A 17,359-nucleotide genomic window follows, 5' to 3' on the forward strand; every position below is an offset into this window, starting at 1 on the left:
ACCTCCTATTTACTTTGTATCTTAATAAACTGACTATAATCACGTTCAATTGTTTGAAGTGAAACAATCATTCCTTCGAACAGAAGTTGGGCTTTTTCCATCGATTCACTAGCTTCAGAATCTGAAATAGTTACACGAAGATAACCGCCATCACTACCTTGTTCAATTGCTAGATCGATATCGGCTAGCTCCAAAACGGCATTAACTGCCCCAAATGAAACTGCAGATACTCCTGCACAAACCAAATCATATCCGTAGGGACCACTATCTGCATGTCCAGATAATTCAAAGGACTTTATTTGATTATTATCTCGGTATACAGTTACCTTTATCATAAGAATGGCCCTTATTGGTTAATTTTTTCGATTACTAATTTCGTATAAGGTTGACGATGACCTTGTTTCTTATGGTAGTTTTTCTTAGGCTTGAATTTGAATACAGTGACTTTCTTTTGACGACCGTGTTTTTCAACTTTAGCCGTAACAGTAGCACCTTCAACATAAGGAGAACCAACTTTAACGTTTTCCCCACCTACGAAAAGAACTTTGTCAAAAGTAACAGTTTCATCCACGTCTGCTGTAACTTTTTCAACGTAAACTACTTGGCCTTCTTCAACTTTAACTTGCTTACCACCTGTTTCGATAATAGCGTACATAACTGCACCTCCTTATTAAACTCAGACTCGCCATACAGGTAAACTATTAATAGCTTTTAAAAACCTGTTCTGTGCGGTTGTAGCACGGGTGCTACGATGAATAACATACAAATGTTATCATGTTACGCTAATCTTTGTCAAGTGAGTTTCTATATTATTGTATATGTAACAGCTTCTCCAACTGTCTTATCATAATTTCTATCAAAGAAGTAACTTCTTAAACATTCATTTTCATCAATTGCTAGCCGTTTATTATCCGGCATTTGAATAAAGATAGAATGTTTCACGTCGCGTTTGAAAAGCGAAAACACCTCCATCAATGTATATTGATATGGTACCGTTATTGGGCTCACAGACTTAATCCAATTATTTCCTTTATAGCGATTTAACAGAAACCGGATAAATACATAATGCCTTTTCTTCCACTCTGATCTATTTTCGAAGAGTAAAAATACCATGATCAATATAGAACTTAATGTAAATGAGAAAACTAACAACTGGACTATAATAATTAGTAAACAAAGTATTATCGATAGAATAATTATATTATGGTATGCACGTTGAAAGGAATATCGTTGCGACAGGAGAAAAAATAATAACTTGCCACCATCTAATGGCCAAATCGGTAGTAAGTTAAAGACAAGTAATGTCGTATTATAGAAAAGTATCGTATCAATTAAGGATGGTTGTAGCAAAGAAAAGTAAGATGCAATAAGGACTAATAAATAAATCATGACATGCTGAAAAGGACCTGCTATCGTGACAATGAATTCCTCTTTAACAGGTCTACTTCCTTGTTCATCGGTATCCATTACCCCACCAAATATCCATAGCATTACTTGCCTAATCCTCCAGTTAAAATATGCCGCAGCTATATAATGGCCTAATTCGTGAAACAATACAATAGATAAAATGATAAACAATTCAACAAATGTCCCCGTTATAAAAGATATGATGATAAAGAATAATAAAATTGGATGTATATGAATTGGAGGTATCAGCTTACGGATTGTCATCAACTTCAATCACCTGAACCGGATCAACATATTTATTATCTTTTTCAATTGCAAAATATACCATTTCATTCGCTTCTGTAGGTGTAAATTCTCCAAGCCTTTGGTGGTTATTGATAATCTGATACAAATGCACATCAATAGAACTTAAAAAACCATATGTTGAAGTTGATCCATCAGCATGCTGAATAACTACCGTTTTATCTGTATCTGGTTTATTCCCAGAAAATACGACAACACCTTCACGTAGTGCAGTAACTGAAGTAGTTTCTGTTGGTGCAATCATGATCCCTTTTCCATTCACTTGAAATGTTTCAATGACATTACCGGATACTGGTAATGCTAAAGATACTTCCTCTGAATCGTCTGAGTTATCTGGTGAAAAGCCTAATGGTGTCCCGAGCGTTTCGTTGTACCACTTATACACACTTGCAAAAGGGAATTCCTCAGTTAGCATATTACTTGTCCATTCTTTTGGCGCATCAAAAATTTTAGCATCATTTTGCCAAATAATAGCGATAGAAAAAAATAACATAATAGAAAATATCCCTTTTAAGATAATATTAGTTATCGTAGTACTTCTAGAATAATCTGTTGCTTGGCTATCGATAAAGTTAGGGTAAAAACCGTGTTTTTCTTCATCTTGTGGTATGGAAGGCATGATTGTACTTATCGTTGATGATTTTGCTTTTGTAGGCACTCCTCTAATTTTTTTTCGTTCACTGATTGATTTTCTGACATCCTTTATTTCTTTTTTCATAGGTCCTCATTCCTTCATTAATCGTCGTTTATACCATTGTATGAAGGGATTGGACAAGATATGATTGGACAAATATTTAATTGATTGATCTCCCCGATAACTATCCTTTCATTGGAGTCGCTTGTATTTTCCATTCCAATCACGCATTGTAATACTTATTTATAATCAAAACCCATTTATTTCACAACAAAAAAAGAATGAACGATCATTTGTTCATTCTTCTGTTAATTAAATTAACTTCTAATTCCAAAGAACTTCTTCACTTTTTTAAACATACCAGTTTCGTCTTCTAGTGATTGAAGTGGTACAGATTCTCCTAGTATTCTTCTAGCTATGTTTCGGTACGCTATGGATGATTTGGTGTTCGGTTGGAATGCTACTGGTTCTCCATGATTTGATGCTTTTATTACCTCATCATCGTCTAATACTATACCAATTAAATCAATAGAAAGGACTTGAACAATCTCATCGATTTCAAGCATATCTCCTGTTTTCATCATATGCTTCCTTATTCTGTTAATAATTAATGTTGGTGAATCTATCTCTTCTTTTTCTAGTAATCCAATTATTCTATCTGCATCACGGACACTAGATTTTTCAGGTGTTGTCACAACGATTGCTTTATCTGCCCCAGCCACGGCATTTTGGTACCCTTGCTCAATACCAGCTGGACAATCAATTATAATATAATCATATTCCGTTTTTAATTCCTTAACAATTTCGCGCATTCCTTCTGGAGTAACAGCTGATTTATCACTTGTTTGAGCAGCTGGAAGTAAAGAAAGATAGTCAAAGCGTTTGTCCTTAATCAATGCTTGTTTTAATTTACAACGTCCTTGAATAACATCCACAATATCATAGACAATGCGGTTTTCAAGTCCCATTACAACATCTAAATTTCGTAAACCAATATCCGTATCGATCAAACAAACCTTTTTATCCATTAAAGCTAGTGCAGTTCCTAAATTAGCAGTAGTAGTAGTTTTTCCTACCCCACCTTTACCAGATGTTATAACAATTGCCTCACCCATTGATTATTCTCCTTTCAAATCCACTTAAACTTTTACGTTTATGTGTTAAAACTTGTAATCTATCAATTATGATTTTATCTTTTTCTTTATCGATGAGACCACATTCCATATAGACGCCATCTGTTTGGTAATCAGGAGAACGGCTAATGTAATCCGCTATACGAAGTTGGCTCGGGTTCATATAGGATGCTGTAATAATTGCATTTTGGTCACCGTCTACTCCTGCATGGGCTATGCCATGAAGACTACCCATAATATAAATATTCCCGGTTGAAACAACTTTTCCACCCGGATTTACATCTCCTATTAAAAGCAAGTCACCCTTTACTTCCAGAACTTGTCCAGATCGGATGATTCGACTATATACTTTAATCTCCGTATCCTCCAGCATCTTGAGTGCCTCATCTTTTAAAATTACATTCGAATCTATTGTTTGAACGGTAAACTGTTTTTTTTCAGTAATGATTTTTTCCAATTCTTCCATTTGATCATCATATAAATAACGACTTCCTAGTTTTACCGTAACAGGGACGACTTGTTCATCTTTTTGTGAGCTATTAACGGATAACTTATCACGAAGTTCCCTACACGCATCTTCAAATGAACAACGATCATCAATGAATAGTGTAAGCCCGTCTCTAGTGCCTTTTATAGTTACATTTTGTTTTTGCTTTGTGTCCTGCAATGCTTTCACCTCATTAGTGCTTCAATATTTATACGTGTAGGTATAAAAACTAATCAATTTATTCTATTTCATGCTATTATCTTTCCATTTTTCAAGCCTTTTGGCGAATATCGGATAAATAATAAGTAAGAAAATAGAATTCGCTAAAATCGATGGCAATAAGCGTGACATGATGTAGTTAATCCATTCTGCATCCATTATTCCTACAAAATAATAGATCATATTAATGATTACATCTGCAATAATTATACTTATTATACCAAACAATAATACCGAATAAATATTACTATGTAACATATTTCTTAGTTCGTGAATGATATAAACGGTAACACCGTAAGTAAACATATACACCCCTAATATTCCAGTATAAGCTATATCAAATAGAAGCCCAAAAATAAGAGCATAAACGATGGAATGGTAGGAATTCCTACGGTCATAATAGATTGCGATTAATACTAGAAACATTAAAACCCAATGAGGTGTAATCATGATGTCACCGTCAATGAGGCCACTTGGTAATAAGTCCAGTGCAACCCCTTCCAACACTAGTATTAATAGAAGAATAAGGGGTAGGAAAATATGTCTCATTCCTCCTCCCCCTCTTCGCTTCCTAATAATCGTTCCACTACTACTACATTATTAATTTCATACATATTAGCGGCAGGCTCAATTAATGCAGTTTTCGTTAATCCATATTGATCTGGAATAACTTCTTTAACAGTACCAATAAGTAAACCAGCTGGAAAGACACCACCCATTCCAGAAGAAACAACTAGTTCTCCCTCTTCCAAATCTTGGTCTGATTCCTCGATGATTTTAAACAATAAAGACTTTGTTTCTTTATCGTATGCTTCGATTAGACCAAAAATATCGTTTCCTTCTTCTCGAGAAACTGTTGCCGAAATTCGGTTAAATTCATCAAAACCAGTTAACAGTTGAACGGTAGAGGTTACCTCGGAAACAGTCTGTATCTTCCCAACCATACCTTCAGCTGTAATTACTGCCATATTTTCTTTTACTCCTGCAAGTGAACCTTTATTAATCGTAACCTGGTCTATCCAACGTTCTGGAGACCTTGCAGTTACAGTCGCATGAATGGGATTATACGCTCGAATCGAATCCTCTTTTTCTACTAACGCCCTTAATTCTTCATTTTCCTCTTTAATCTCTTGTACTTCATAAATTAATCCTTTATATTGCGCTAACTTTTCTCGTAAAATAAGATTTTCATCATATGTATTACGAACATCATCGATATTCTCAAAGATGTTCGCAACATACTGTACAGGAGCAGAAATTACATTTTGTAATACTCCAATCACATCACTCACAAACTGTTCTCCTGTAGTTAAATTGGTACGATCTTTTATTGAAAACCCTATTAGAGCAACGAGTATTATAATTCCAATTAGTATAATAAATAATCTTTTTTTCCGAAATAATGACATAAAAACACCTACTTATTCTACTGTAGGACGAGTAGATACATTCGGTTGCGCTTTAAAATGTTGAATATATTCTAACGATTTACCAGTCCCAATTACAACACTATCTAGTGGATTATCCGCAACAAATACCGGCATCTTAGTCTCATCACTAATTATTTTATCAAGATTACGTAATAGCGCACCTCCGCCAGATAATACAATCCCACGGTCCATAATATCTGCTGCTAATTCAGGTGGCGTTTTTTCCAACGTAGTTTTAACAGCATCTATAATTGCGTCTACTGTATCCTTTAGTGCTTCTGAAACTTCCCTACCGGTAATAGATATAGTTTTAGGTAATCCGGTAAGCAAATCTCTTCCACGAATATCCATCTCATGTTCTGCTATACTTTTATCATTTGCTGAACCAATCTCGAATTTAATCTGTTCGGCTGTTCTTTCACCAATCATTAAATTATACGACTTTCGAATATAGTTCACAATAGAATTATCCATATTATCGCCTGCATTGCGAATAGATTGGCATGCAACAATTCCACCTAATGATATAACTGCTACTTCTGTCGTTCCACCACCTATATCGACAATCATACTCCCTGTCGGTTCCCATACAGGTAGCCCCGCTCCAATTGCTGCTGCAAATGGTTCAGCAATTGGAAATGCCTCTCTTGCACCAGCCTGTTTCGATGCATCAATTACTGCACGCTCTTCTACCATTGTAATGCCTGAAGGAACACAAATCATCACATTTGGCTTTTTAGCAAATGTTGAACGACTCTTCATTGCACGTTTAATATAATATTGCATCATTGCAGCTGTTGTATCGTAATCAGCAATTACACCATCTTTCATCGGCCTTATAACTGAAATACTCCCCGGATTTCTACCTAGCATATTTCTTGCTGCACTACCTACTGCTTCTATTTCACCTGTTTCTACATTTTTAGCGACGACAGATGGCTCTCTTAATACTACACCTTTTCCTTTAACAAATACCAATGTATTAGCTGTACCTAAATCAATTCCTAAATCTTGAGAAAATCCAAAGATCCCCAATAATATCTCCCTCTCCGATTACTATAAGTTTTGCATTATAAAGCATGACTGTTCTTTTATATTTTATGTGGCGGACCGTATAATATATTCAAATAACGCACATGATTCCATGGAAAAAATATGTATTATCTCTTTTCCAATCTCAAGAAGCGCCACTTTCAACTTAATATGAAAATGGCGCTCATACTTTATCTATTTAATTATACGAAAAAACGAGAGAAATTGATAGTGCTATATATAGCCTTTTTCCTTTAATGATACAAATTTATGATCTCCTATGATTAAGTGATCTAATAATTCGATACCTATCATTTTACCGGATTCCTGAAGTCGTTTTGTCACATGGATATCTTCTTGGGATGGGGTTGGGTCACCTGAAGGATGATTATGAGCTACGATGATGGATGCAGCAGACCTTTTAACTGCTTCACGGAAAACTTCACGAGGATGGACAATTGACGCATTAAGTGAACCAATAAATATTGTTTGACGATGAATAATTTGGTTCTTAGTATTTAAGAACAGAACTACAAAATGCTCTTGATTTAAATTACGCAATTCTTCCATAATATAATCTGCACCATCTTCTGGTGAGCGAATTACATAACGTTCATTTGGTCTATACTGACTTAAACGCTTTCCAAGTTCTAACGCAGATAGAATTAATACTCCTTTAGCATTTCCTATTCCTTTTATAGCAGTAAGTTCCTCAAAGGTTGCATCTTTTAAAAGCTTTAATCCTTCAAAATGCATTAAAACTCGATTAGCAAGGGTCATAACCGATTCATCTTTTGTTCCACTCCCTAATAGAATTGCTAACAACTCTTGGTTCGAAAGATGATTAGCACCTAAACTTAGAAGTCGTTCACGAGGTCGGTCTTCTTTCGGAACATCTTTGATCATAATCGATGAAGTTTTCAACGATATTTCCTCCTTTCGTTTAGAAATAGAATAGCTTAGTTATGAATCACTTACAAATGAACAAAATAAACATTTCAACTTAAAAAATTTATCCAAAAAAATAAAACCAGTACCTATATCTCTATTTTTTAGGTTCTGGTTTCTTCTTAATTTAAAATTTTTTATACTATATCACTCCACACCTACAGTAGTTAATACCGTTGCAAAAGTTTTCCAAGTTTTAAGTAAAACACCTTCTGTATTTTTATCATCAGCAGAAACATTCTCCTCAATACTACGAACTAGACTAGACAGTTTTTCTGACTGAGTAGGCGCTTGATCTAATATCTGTTGCCACTGTTTCGCTTCAATATTCCCTGTCTCTAAAGTCAATTTCCATTTATCTTGAAATGAAACTAACCACTCATGTTCCTCTTTTGTAAGTTCCAGTTCTTGTTCACTTAACTGCCATTCTTTCGCATATACTTCTATTCCACTCTCTTTAAGAGAAGTCACATCTTGTTGCAATGACTCCTTAGATAAACCTAAATCTACTAGTAAAAAGAATTGATTGTCTTTTTCCCAAATAACTGGTGAATATCCAGCATCCACAAACTTTTCTGATTCCACCTCTGCACCTGCTACTGATGAGAAAACTCCTCCTTGTAAAACATAGGCAGACATTGCATCAATTTTATATTGTGAAGTTTCCGTGCTGGTGGAAGTAGTTGTTCCCTCATTACCATTTTCTTCACCATTAGTAGGAGCAACATAATCTTGTGTTACTGTAAGATTATTGTCAAAATTAACTATTATTTTTAACATAATAAATCCCATGATAGAACCGATAATAATAGCAGAAATAATCGCAATAATAATCGGTTTAAATATATGAAAATTACTTTTACTCTTTGAGCTAGATTGTGATAGTAAAGGTATATCATAATTTCTAGTAAAAGTATGAATCTTACTGTCACTAGATTCTTCTGCAGCTGCTAGTTCTTCATTCATTCTCTCTATATTCTCTACTTGACTATAATTTGATTTACGAAAAGACCCTTGTTTTCCTTTTCCATCTAACCTGACTACTATTTGTTTTTTAACGGCCATGTTCTGTTACCCCCACTTTGCTAGATTCGTTCTTTCAACTCTAGCATATACATTGCAAAAAGTAAGGAGAATGTTGTCACAAGGAGAACTATTTATTTCAACATAAACCGGAATAACCTTACAAGGTTTGATTTTTTATATATTCTCTAACTATACCGATAAAATGTAGTGAACCCGCAAAGAAATAAATATCATTACCTTCTTTTATTTTCTTCATTTCTTCTTCCCAATTCGTACTTTTCACCTTGTCAGATGCTACCATTTCCACTAAATTTTCAGCTGATTCTGCACGTGGATGATCAAAGTAAGTCACCATTACCGAATTAAAGTACGGTAATGCCATCTCAAGCATTTTCTGTAATTCTTTATCTTTAAATCCAGCAAATATTAGGTGCTTATGTTGATCTTGATATAATTGATTCACCGTGTTAAGAAATGCTTCCATTCCATTCGGATTGTGTGCACCATCTAGTATTATAATCGGATTATCATGAATCTTTTCAAATCTACCTTGAACTTTACTATCTCTTAATCCTGCAAGTGCTTTTTCCCATTCTATACTAATTCCACTATTCTTGATTATCTGTAGTGCCATTAAAGCAGTTGCAGCATTATCCGCTTGATGTAATCCAGTCATTTGAATTTCAACCTGATAATTTAAATAACGATAATTCCATTCTAAAAACTGTCGATTATCATCTATAATTGTCCTTTTATAAAAGTAATCTCTGTTTAACAGAAAAGTTGTTGTATTTTTTAGGCGAACCTCTTCCTCAATAACTGAAATACAAGCTGGGTTAATTTTTCCGAGAACTACTGGAATATTATCTTTTATAATGCCAGCCTTATGGTAAGCTATTTCTTCTATTGTCTCTCCTAAAAAACTAGCATGGTCTTTGGCGATATTTGTTATAATAGAGACAATTGGCTGAATACAGTTGGTGGAATCTTCTCTTCCACCCATACCCGCTTCAATAATAGCAATATCGATGTTTTCACTAAAATACATATAAGCTATCGTTGTTATAATTTCAAATTCCGTGGCGTGCATCCCTTTTAAATCTAACTCTTTTATACTTGGTAATAACTTATTGAACAATTGAATAAAAGACTTATCACTTATTGGTTGATTATTAATCATAATATATCCAGTCAAACCAGTAAAGCTAGGGGAAGTAAAAACTCCTACACGGTAATTGTTTTCAACTAGGGCTGACTTTAAATACGTTAAGGTTGATCCTTTCCCATTCGTGCCTGCAATATGTATAGATTTAAAATTTTTTTCAGGATTCTTTTGAGAGGCTAGCAACGCATACATACGATCTAGTCCAGGCTTTATACCTAATGTACTTCTCTCTTTAAAAAAAGATTCTATCTGTTTTATACTATGAAACATAATATCACCAGCTTTATTATCAATTAAAATTTAGTATAGCATATGATGAAAGGAATTCGAATATTGAGTAAAATTGGTTGGATTATTTATAATGGCAATTTGCCTGGTAACAAATTTTTAGATTTTGCCGAGATGCTATTTGAAGCGGCCTCAAAGCAAAATTCTAAAACCTATATAATAAAAAACAATGAACTATTATCATCATTAAGTACCAGTAATCTTGAAGTTCTAACAGATTATGAATTACCAGACTATGTTATTTTTACTGACAAAGATATTTATTTAGCTAGACAACTAGAATCTCTTGGTATCCCTGTCTTTAATCGCTCAGATGTAATCGAAACTAGTGATGATAAAGTTGCTACGTATCAAGCTTTAGCAAAACAAAATCTTCCTATACCGAAAACTATTATTGCACCAAAGGTATATTATAATCGTAAAGAAAAAGATCTTCCAAATTTAGATTTCATTATAGAACAATTACGATTTCCAATGATTGTGAAGGAGGCTTACGGCTCATTTGGGGAACAAGTCTATTTAATTCATACAAAAAAGGAGCTAGAAGAGAAGGTACAAGAATTATATGGGAAACCGTTTATGTTTCAAGAATTTATTAAATCAAGTGAAGGTAAAGACATAAGACTACAAGTCGTAGGGGACAAAGTAGTTGCTGCCATGAAACGATATTCAGAAAATGATTTCAGAGCAAATATTACTAGCGGTGGTAAGATGGTCGCCTATGAACCGACGGAAGTTGCTAAAGAAATTGCCATTCAAGCTTCCAAAGCAATTGGTGCAGATTTTAGCGGTGTTGATTTATTATTTGGTGAGAATGATCAATATATCATCTGTGAAATTAACTCTAATGCACATATTCGAAATCTTTACGATTGTACTGGAATTAACGCTGCTGATGCAATTGTGGAGTATATTTTAGAAAAATTGAGGGATTAATGTGGCAAATGGCTGGTTAATATATAGTTCAGAAGATGCAATTGAAAATAAAGAGTACATAGATTGGTTTATTTCAGAGGCAAATAAACAAGGCTTATATTTACAATTAATTTTAAGAGAAGAGCTTCAAGTCGGAGTGGTCCAAAACGTATATTCTGTTTTAATTGATGAAAAGGAATCCACACTACCTAATTTTGCAGTTGTTCGTACTGTTGAGCCTATCCTAAACAAGCAGTTAGAACAATTAGGCGTACACGTTTTTAATTCTTCCATAATCTCAGAATTATGTAATCATAAATCGAAAACTTATTTCGAAATGGCCCGTTTAGGAGTTCCAATGGTAGATACTTTCTTCATAAATGGAAAAAACTTAACGGAAAAGCCCCCACTTTCTAATCATCCCTTTGTAATAAAAGAAGCAACTGGTAGGGGCGGAAAACAAGTTTATTTCATTAAAGATAATGATGAATGGCTAACCTTTCTTTTGAAGTGTAGCCCAATTGATTATGTGATCCAATCTACAAAAGTTCAGATTGGAAAGGATTTAAGAGTATTCGTGGTAGGAAAAGAGATTGTTGGTGCGGTTCTTCGAGAAAGTAATACAGACTTTCGCGCAAATTTCAAACTTGGTGGTTCGGCTAACCTATACCAGTTAAGTGAAGGAGAAAGAGCGCTTATTATGAGCATTATAAAGCATTTTGATTTTGGAATGGTCGGCATAGACTTTTTAATTGGGTTAGATGGGGAGTTATTATTTAATGAGATAGAAGATGTAGTTGGTTCTAGAACCCTTAGTGCTGTTAGTGATATCAATATAGTGGAAAAGTATGTGTCATTCATAAGTAAAACAATAAAACGGGAATCTTAGTTGAAACTTAGATTCCCGTTTATAGTTTATGATTTTAATTCTGCTAGTCTCACCTGTACTGCTTTTTGTTTTTCTAAATAATCTTGTTGTTTTTTCTTTTCTTCCTCCACGACAGATTCTGGAGCCTTCGCGATAAAGCCTTTATTAGATAGTTTCTTCTCTACTCTTTCCACTTCTTTATTCCATTTTTCAAGCTCTTTCTCTAAACGGGCAATTTCTTTATCAAAATCAATTAACCCTTCTAATGGTAAGAAGATTTCTGCACCTGTAATAACAGCAGTCATTGCTTTTTCAGGAGCATCAACTTTAATTCCTATTACAAGCTCACTAGGATTACAGAAACGCTCTAAATAACCGCGATTACTTTCCAGTTCATTGACAATAGTCTCATCCTTAGCTTGAATTAACAGACTAATTTGTTTAGACATTGGTGTGTCTACTTCAGCACGGATATTACGAACTGCCTTAATAATGGAAACTAGACGTTTCATTTCTTCTGATGCCTTTTCATCATGGAAATCTTCACGAACCGTTGGCCATTTGGCAATTGTAATAGAATCTCCTTGATGTGGAAGCTTTTGCCATATTTCTTCGGTGATGAACGGCATGAATGGATGTAGTAAGCGCATGGTTTGATCTAATACATGGGCTAATACAGATTGTGTCGTCTTCTTAGCAAGCTCATTCTCTCCGTATAGTGGGATTTTCGCCATTTCTATATACCAATCACATAGTTCATCCCAGATGAAGTTATGGAGATGTCTACCTGCTTCACCGAATTCATATTTGTCGGTATTACGTGTTACTTGTTCAATGGTTTCGTTTAATCTAGTTAAAATCCATTTATCTGCTAAAGATAACTCACCAGTTAAATCAATATCCTCAAACGTAAATCCTTCTAAGTTCATTAAAGAAAAACGGGAAGCATTCCAGATTTTATTCGCAAAGTTCCAAGTAGATTCTACTTTTTCCCAATAGAAACGCATGTCTTGGCCTGGTGAGGTTCCGGTTAATAAGAAATAACGAAGTGAATCAGCACCATATTTCTCGATAACATCCATCGGATCGACGCCATTACCAAGTGACTTACTAAATTTTCTTCCTTCTGAATCGCGAATTAATCCATGGAGTAATACATCTTTGAATGGTCGCTTACCAGTAAATTCTTTTGATTGGAATGCCATTCTCGCTACCCAGAAGAAGATAATATCATATCCCGTAATTAATACATCCGTTGGGAAGTATCGTTTAAAGTCTTCAGCGTCTTCATTTGGCCACCCCATGGTAGAAAACGGCCATAAAGCACTAGAGAACCATGTATCAAGTACATCTTCATCTTGCTCCCAATTTTCAATATCGCTTGGAGCTTCTTTTGCAACATAGATTTCTCCTGTTTCTTTATGATACCAAGCTGGAATTCGATGTCCCCACCATAACTGACGACTAATACACCAATCGCGAATATTTTCCATCCAGTTTAAATACGTTCTTTCAAAACGTTCTGGAACAAAATTTATTCTGTCTTCCGTATTTTGCATTTCTAAAACTTCATCAGCTAGCGGTTGCATTTTTACAAACCATTGAGTTGATAAGTAAGGCTCTACGACTGCACCACTTCGTTCAGAATGTCCAACTTGATGTACATGCTCTTCTATTTTGAACAGTACTCCCTTATCTTGTAAATCTTTTACTATTTGTTTACGACATTCAAAACGGTCCATACCTTCATATTTACCAGCATTTTCATTCATCGTGCCATCTTCATTCATTACTAGAACACGTTCTAGATCATGACGGTTACCAATTTCAAAGTCATTTGGATCATGTGCCGGTGTAATTTTAACTGCACCAGAACCAAATTCCATATCCACATATTCATCAGCAATGATGGTAATTTCTCGACCAACGATTGGAAGAACTACTGTTTTTCCAATTAAATGCTGATATCGTTCATCTTTCGGATGTACTGCAACAGCAGTATCACCAAGCATGGTTTCTGGTCTAGTTGTTGCAATTTCAATCGTTTCATCACTATCTTTAATTGGATATTTCATATGATAGAAATTACCATTAACTTCTTTATAAATTACCTCAATATCAGAGAGAGCTGTTTTGGTTACAGGATCCCAGTTAATGATGTATTTCCCGCGATAGATTAATCCTTTTTCATACAGCTTTACAAACACTTCCTTAACTGCATCAGATAGTCCTTCATCTAAGGTAAAGCGTTCTCTTGAGTAATCTAGTCCGAGACCTAATTTTTCCCATTGGGAACGGATAAAGGATGCATATTCTTCCTTCCAGTCCCAAGCTTTTTGTAGGAATTTTTCTCGACCAAGCTCATATCGGTTCGTGCCTTCTTCTTTAAGACGTGCTTCTACCTTCGCTTGTGTTGCGATTCCCGCATGGTCCATCCCAGGTAACCATAACACGTCATAGCCTTGCATTCTTTTCATTCGTGAAATCGTATCTTGCATAGTAGTATCCCATGCATGACCAAGATGCAGGCGACCGGTTACGTTTGGTGGTGGAATTACGATGGAAAATGGTTCTTTGTCTGGGTCTTTGGTTGCTTCAAAGTATTTTCCATCTAACCAGAATTTGTAACGGTCTTTTTCTACTGTTTGTGGATCGTATTTGGGTGGTAGGGTTGTGTTTTTTTCTTCCATTTAAATCATCCTCCTTTATGGTGTTAGGTCATAATTTGCAAATATTGATTTCTGTCTAAAGCAGAAGACAAATACACTCCTCTCAAAGCGAAAAAATAGAGTGATTTACCTTTAAATGAAATCAATAGCTAAGCCCTAAAAATATAAAAAACCCTTTTCATCCTTAATAAAGGACGAAAAGGGTTGGGTTTCCGTGGTACCACCTTTGTTTACAGGTGGATAGATTTCACCTGTACACTCATTGTTTGATATCGGTTATTAACCCGGCATACTCCTACTGGATTTTCAGAGTCGCTGCATCAAGGGCGACCTTCCAAAACGTTTACCTAGAAAACTCCCACCAATGTTTTCCTCTCTTTAAGGCAACTATTCTGTACTCTTCCCTCTCATTTGCTTTTCCTATATGATTATTTTCTTATTTTAGCCAATTTCAATTATAAAATCAACTATTAATTTAGATGATTGCACGAATTAGCTTGGTTTATACATATAGTATTAAAAATAACGATTTTGGTGCATTATAATGGAGGTGATTATGATATGGCACGATATTATCGCTACCGTTTACCACCATGGGCTAGAAAATGTTTATTTATTGCAGAACAGATTACGCTACCGATACTTATTTTCCAATTAATCCGTACTATATTCCTCCCTACAACCTTTGATGTGTTACTTACATTGCTGTTAGCAGGAATTTATATAGCGTTTTATTTAAAGTGGATTTAACTTTCTGTACTACTTTCATCTAATGAGACCATTTCATATTCTTCCTCAATATATTCGGAAAAGCGGATACCAAATAATAGTTGACGATGATACCGCTGGAGTTTTACCACATAATCTATCATATTCATAGATTTCGTATTTCTATACGTATCAATTATCCTAACATAATCTGTAGGATCTAATAAATGTATGGAAAGTAGAGTTAGTTCATGATTTTCTAACTTATTTTCTTCGGTATATAATTTCAATTGATCTAATAAAAGTCTTTCTTCGGTATCATAATACTGTGTTTTGTGCTTTAAATACGTCGATATATCTAGAATTGGGTTGTTAAATGATGCATGTTCCCAATTAATGAAAAATAGTTGGTTCCCATGAAGCACATGGGAATCTTTCATTCTCCCATGACATAGACACACCTTCCATTCCGATAATTCTTCTAATGATTCTAAGTATTGATTTAGACGTTTTTCAAGAACATAAAACACTTGCACTAAATCACGATATTGCGTACACACAAATAATTCTACCGGTGACATAAAATGTTCCGCTTCAAATTGTTCTACATGATCTAATAACTTCTTTCGATACTCCGCCATTTGTTTTTTATATAACAAAAAGTTCTCACGTGAACTTTCCCGATTTTCTCCCGTAATCTGTTGTATACGTTTTGTTTTAGAATGAATGAAGCCTAGATTTTGATACACTTTACCTATAGAAGCATTTCGATTTTGATGTTCAATCCATGGAGTTAAATAATAGATGTCCTCTCCATCTTTAGTAAATAATTTACCAGACTTATTCAAATATATTGGTAATATATTCGGTATGTTTTGAGTATAAGCGGTTCGATATATATTAATCCAAGTAGGAATACGAGAATCTGTTAAACTACTTCTTTTTAAAGCATATTGTTGTTTATTCCCTTTAATAAAATACAGACGTTCGGTGACTTTTTCTATATCAATAGGAAAGACACGATATGATTCTAATATTCGCCGAACATTCTCCAAGATATTCACCACCTATAAAATCTTACAATAATTTACCCCTTGACTCATGACAAGGGGTAAATCATTTCTTCATTTACTTTTTAACAGGAATATATAGTAATTGCCCTTCTGATATATCATCATCTTCTAGTCGATTTTGATTTCGAATATGAAGTGTTGTAGTTTCATATCGTTCAGCAAGGGATTCTAACGTATCTTTTTCTTGAACAATACGTAACTTTAATTTTGCATATTGCTCTTCCCCACTACGAAACATATCAGCCAGATACGTTAAATCTGCGTTTCCAGTTCTACTTTCGTCAGCGTCATCAAGACTAACAGATTCATCAGAGGAGGATTCTTCCAATGTCTCTTCCTCCACTACTTCTAGTTCTTTATTTTTGTTGAAAAATTCATCAAAGGTTTGTGTTTTTTGCATAAACTTCCAACGATCGTTTTCTACTGCGTCATTTGACTCTTCATCTGTTAACGCAGGTAATGGTTCCGGAGTATCTTCTAAGTAACTGGAAGATTCATTTTCATTCTTCACTTCAAATTCAAATGATTCTTCATCTCTAGTTAAACTAGGCTCATTTGTTGGTTCGTTTCCATAGGTTTCTTCTGACTCGGTTTCATCTTCAACTTCCACTTGACTATTAATTCCATGAATTTCAATTGTAGAACGTAAATAAAGATAATCTGGTTCTGGTAATTCATAGTCAAATTCTGAAATCATGACTGTAATCTCATCTAGATTTTCCACTCGGTAGGAAGGAACCGTAATCTCAACAGGGAAACGATGGGTAAATTCTGTAACTCCATATTGAGTATCCGTAACCCTTTCCATATACCTTTTTGAATCATACCCTTCTATGTACGATTCATCTTCATCTTCATCTAAAGTTTCTGCTTTTTGATAAGAACCATGTAATTCAATAACACCTCTAATGGAAATATAATCATTAAATTCTTGTATAGAAATCTCTGGTTCTAAGGAAATCCCCATAATTTCAGCGACTTCCTGGCCTTTCTCAAAATACAATGACTCATTTAAATCAAAGCGAAACACATTCTGTTCACTAGCCAAGTAACT

General features: G+C 34.6%; 18 protein-coding genes and 2 other annotated features. Of the genes, 3 read left to right on the top strand and 15 right to left on the bottom strand.

Features of this window, described 5'->3' with window-relative positions:
- Window positions 1-5 precede the first annotated feature (5 nt).
- From AB1K81_RS06975 to AB1K81_RS07030, 12 genes are all read right to left on the bottom strand, one after another.
- The gene (locus AB1K81_RS06975) at window positions 6-335 is read right to left on the bottom strand and encodes a ribosomal-processing cysteine protease Prp (protein ID WP_412975895.1); all 330 of its coding nucleotides are present in this window, start codon (window positions 333-335) and stop codon (window positions 6-8) included.
- Window positions 336-346: 11 nt separating this feature from the next.
- Window positions 347-655 carry a 50S ribosomal protein L21 gene (rplU, locus tag AB1K81_RS06980; protein WP_412975896.1) on the bottom strand — a complete coding sequence of 103 codons (309 nt, stop codon included), beginning with the start codon at window positions 653-655 and terminating at the stop codon, window positions 347-349.
- Window positions 656-668: 13 nt separating this feature from the next.
- Window positions 669-744 (bottom strand) — a sequence feature (ribosomal protein L21 leader region).
- Window positions 745-804: 60 nt separating this feature from the next.
- On the bottom strand, window positions 805-1,671 hold the full coding sequence (locus AB1K81_RS06985; protein ID WP_412975897.1) for a site-2 protease family protein: 867 nt from the start codon (window positions 1,669-1,671) through the stop codon (window positions 805-807).
- The gene (locus AB1K81_RS06990; protein ID WP_412975898.1) at window positions 1,658-2,428 is read right to left on the bottom strand and encodes a peptidoglycan DD-metalloendopeptidase family protein; all 771 of its coding nucleotides are present in this window, start codon (window positions 2,426-2,428) and stop codon (window positions 1,658-1,660) included. Before AB1K81_RS06990 ends, AB1K81_RS06985 begins: the two co-directional genes overlap by 14 nt.
- Window positions 2,429-2,661: 233 nt before the next feature.
- Window positions 2,662-3,459, bottom strand: coding sequence for a septum site-determining protein MinD (gene minD / locus AB1K81_RS06995; protein WP_412975899.1), 798 nt, complete (start codon window positions 3,457-3,459; stop codon window positions 2,662-2,664).
- Window positions 3,452-4,144: a septum site-determining protein MinC gene (gene minC, locus AB1K81_RS07000; protein ID WP_412975900.1), complete on the bottom strand. Its 693-nt coding sequence runs from the start codon at window positions 4,142-4,144 to the stop codon at window positions 3,452-3,454. The genes minD and minC overlap by 8 nt, the downstream gene beginning before the upstream one ends.
- Window positions 4,145-4,207: 63 nt before the next feature.
- Window positions 4,208-4,732, bottom strand: a complete 525-nt coding sequence (gene mreD / locus AB1K81_RS07005) for a rod shape-determining protein MreD (RefSeq protein WP_412975901.1) — start codon at window positions 4,730-4,732, stop codon at window positions 4,208-4,210.
- Window positions 4,729-5,592, bottom strand: a complete 864-nt coding sequence (gene mreC, locus AB1K81_RS07010) for a rod shape-determining protein MreC (RefSeq protein WP_412975902.1) — start codon at window positions 5,590-5,592, stop codon at window positions 4,729-4,731. The genes mreD and mreC overlap by 4 nt, the downstream gene beginning before the upstream one ends.
- Before the next feature lie 12 nt (window positions 5,593-5,604).
- Window positions 5,605-6,648, bottom strand: a complete 1,044-nt coding sequence (locus tag AB1K81_RS07015; RefSeq protein ID WP_412975903.1) for a rod shape-determining protein — start codon at window positions 6,646-6,648, stop codon at window positions 5,605-5,607.
- 231 nt (window positions 6,649-6,879) lie between these two features.
- Window positions 6,880-7,551 carry a RadC family protein gene (gene radC, locus AB1K81_RS07020; protein WP_412976130.1) on the bottom strand — a complete coding sequence of 224 codons (672 nt, stop codon included), beginning with the start codon at window positions 7,549-7,551 and terminating at the stop codon, window positions 6,880-6,882.
- A gap of 189 nt (window positions 7,552-7,740) precedes the next feature.
- The gene (locus tag AB1K81_RS07025; protein WP_412975904.1) at window positions 7,741-8,658 is read right to left on the bottom strand and encodes a hypothetical protein; all 918 of its coding nucleotides are present in this window, start codon (window positions 8,656-8,658) and stop codon (window positions 7,741-7,743) included.
- A gap of 118 nt (window positions 8,659-8,776) precedes the next feature.
- Window positions 8,777-10,054 carry a bifunctional folylpolyglutamate synthase/dihydrofolate synthase gene (locus AB1K81_RS07030; protein ID WP_412975905.1) on the bottom strand — a complete coding sequence of 426 codons (1,278 nt, stop codon included), beginning with the start codon at window positions 10,052-10,054 and terminating at the stop codon, window positions 8,777-8,779.
- Window positions 10,055-10,117: 63 nt separating this feature from the next.
- On the opposite strand from AB1K81_RS07030, the gene AB1K81_RS07035 reads away from it, so the two are divergent.
- Both AB1K81_RS07035 and AB1K81_RS07040 read left to right on the top strand, forming a co-directional pair.
- Window positions 10,118-11,008, top strand: a complete 891-nt coding sequence (locus AB1K81_RS07035) for an ATP-grasp domain-containing protein (protein ID WP_412975906.1) — start codon at window positions 10,118-10,120, stop codon at window positions 11,006-11,008.
- Between the two features lies 1 nt (window position 11,009).
- The gene (locus tag AB1K81_RS07040) at window positions 11,010-11,876 is read left to right on the top strand and encodes an ATP-grasp domain-containing protein (protein ID WP_412975907.1); all 867 of its coding nucleotides are present in this window, start codon (window positions 11,010-11,012) and stop codon (window positions 11,874-11,876) included.
- 26 nt (window positions 11,877-11,902) lie between these two features.
- Here AB1K81_RS07040 and AB1K81_RS07045 read toward each other — a convergent pair whose 3' ends face one another.
- Complete coding sequence (locus tag AB1K81_RS07045) at window positions 11,903-14,545, bottom strand: valine--tRNA ligase (protein ID WP_412975908.1); 2,643 nt, start codon at window positions 14,543-14,545, stop codon at window positions 11,903-11,905.
- A 166-nt stretch (window positions 14,546-14,711) separates the two neighbouring features.
- Window positions 14,712-14,944 (bottom strand) — a binding site (T-box leader).
- Between the two features lie 141 nt (window positions 14,945-15,085).
- Between AB1K81_RS07045 and AB1K81_RS07050 the strand changes: the two genes are divergently transcribed.
- On the top strand, window positions 15,086-15,274 hold the full coding sequence (locus AB1K81_RS07050; protein WP_412975909.1) for a hypothetical protein: 189 nt from the start codon (window positions 15,086-15,088) through the stop codon (window positions 15,272-15,274).
- Here the strand turns inward: AB1K81_RS07050 and AB1K81_RS07055 are convergent.
- Together AB1K81_RS07055 and spoVID are read right to left on the bottom strand one after the other, a co-directional pair.
- Window positions 15,271-16,287: a hypothetical protein gene (locus AB1K81_RS07055; RefSeq protein WP_412975910.1), complete on the bottom strand. Its 1,017-nt coding sequence runs from the start codon at window positions 16,285-16,287 to the stop codon at window positions 15,271-15,273. The two genes, AB1K81_RS07050 and AB1K81_RS07055, sit on opposite strands and share 4 nt — an antisense overlap.
- A gap of 73 nt (window positions 16,288-16,360) precedes the next feature.
- The gene (gene spoVID / locus AB1K81_RS07060; protein ID WP_412975911.1) at window positions 16,361-17,353 is read right to left on the bottom strand and encodes a stage VI sporulation protein D; all 993 of its coding nucleotides are present in this window, start codon (window positions 17,351-17,353) and stop codon (window positions 16,361-16,363) included.
- Window positions 17,354-17,359 lie beyond the last annotated feature (6 nt).

Origin of the sequence: Ornithinibacillus jepli (genome assembly GCF_047228935.1) — a bacterium.
GTDB lineage: Bacteria > Bacillota > Bacilli > Bacillales > Amphibacillaceae > Ornithinibacillus.